This is a genomic window from Pseudoselenomonas ruminis, assembly GCF_008271295.1.
Taxonomy (GTDB): Bacteria; Bacillota; Negativicutes; order Selenomonadales; family Selenomonadaceae; genus Selenomonas_A; species Selenomonas_A ruminis.
This window is the reverse complement of record NZ_VTOY01000041.1, coordinates 1-1,039: the sequence shown is the minus strand read 5'-3', so window position 1 is coordinate 1,039 and position 1,039 is coordinate 1. Positions and strand designations below refer to the sequence as shown.

Sequence of the window (1,039 nt, the reverse complement as noted above, 5' to 3'; positions counted from 1 at the left end):
TCTCAACTTTCCCAGCATAAATTTTGGAACAATCCCTTGATATACCTGCTCTGACTGGCAATCCAATTGACCACTTTACTTTTTATGATTTCTGTATCCTCAGTTCCGTAGCCGTTGATGGTTTCTAGGAAGAGATTCATCAATGACCGTAGTGCATCCGAAAGTTCCATATCCTGCACATCCTCGCAAAGTGCAAAGAACAGGCCTCCGTAGGTTTTGGGATCGTTTTCTTGACGGCGCAGCCATTCAAGAAATGTATAGCGTGCAAAAACAATTGCCGTATGTGCTACGGCAGAGTCATAGCTGCGGGTCTGAAACTCCCTGCCCAGCTTCAGCAGAGACTTGCTGGCCTTTAAGAAGGTCTCAATGTTCCAGCGCATTCCATATATGCGAATGATCTCATCCTCTGACAGTGCATTGTCCGTAGACAGGATATACAGCAGCTCGCTCTTTTTGTTACGGTTCCTGACAAAGACAATACGAACAGGAAGATGATGTTTTCTCGTTCTTACCATTAGGGAACGATAAATATGAGTATTGCTCCTGTCCATGGCGATTTTTGCCAGTTGCGGCAAGGTGTACAAACGCCCATTGTAATCGTAGCGCTGCTTCAGATCCTTGACCATGCCAATGACATCCTGCCCAAGGTCGGAAAGGCTTTTGACAAAAGGTTCTGTCGTAAACCAGCTGTCCATAAGGATATAGTCGGCATGGATTCCTGCTGCAAGGGCAGACTCTATCATGCGCAGGGCTGCTTCCGGTTTTTGCAGCATGCTTTCCATCCTGGCTTTCCAGCCGTTGGTGCGGTGGTCAATATCCTTGTCGGCTTCCTGATAGCGGTTCCTAAGCTTGGCCGATGAAAGCAGAACAAAAGAAACAGGAATGAAGCTGAAGCCGTCCGACCAGCCCAGTGCCAAGAGGTTGAAGCCACGAACAAATTCATGAAACACGTGGTCATACACCTTTGCGAGGAGTTCCACGGCTTTGCTGCGGTTGCGCCTCAAGACCGAATCGTCGAGGACAAGCACAGTGACCCTGC

1 protein-coding gene is annotated in these 1,039 nt (G+C 48.3%); it reads right to left on the bottom strand.

Features of this window, described 5'->3' with window-relative positions; translation table 11 throughout:
* Positions 1-2: 2 nt before the first annotated feature.
* The coding region (locus tag FZ040_RS13840) for an IS4 family transposase (protein ID WP_149172542.1) at positions 3-1,039 on the bottom strand (1,037 nt) is incomplete at its 5' end.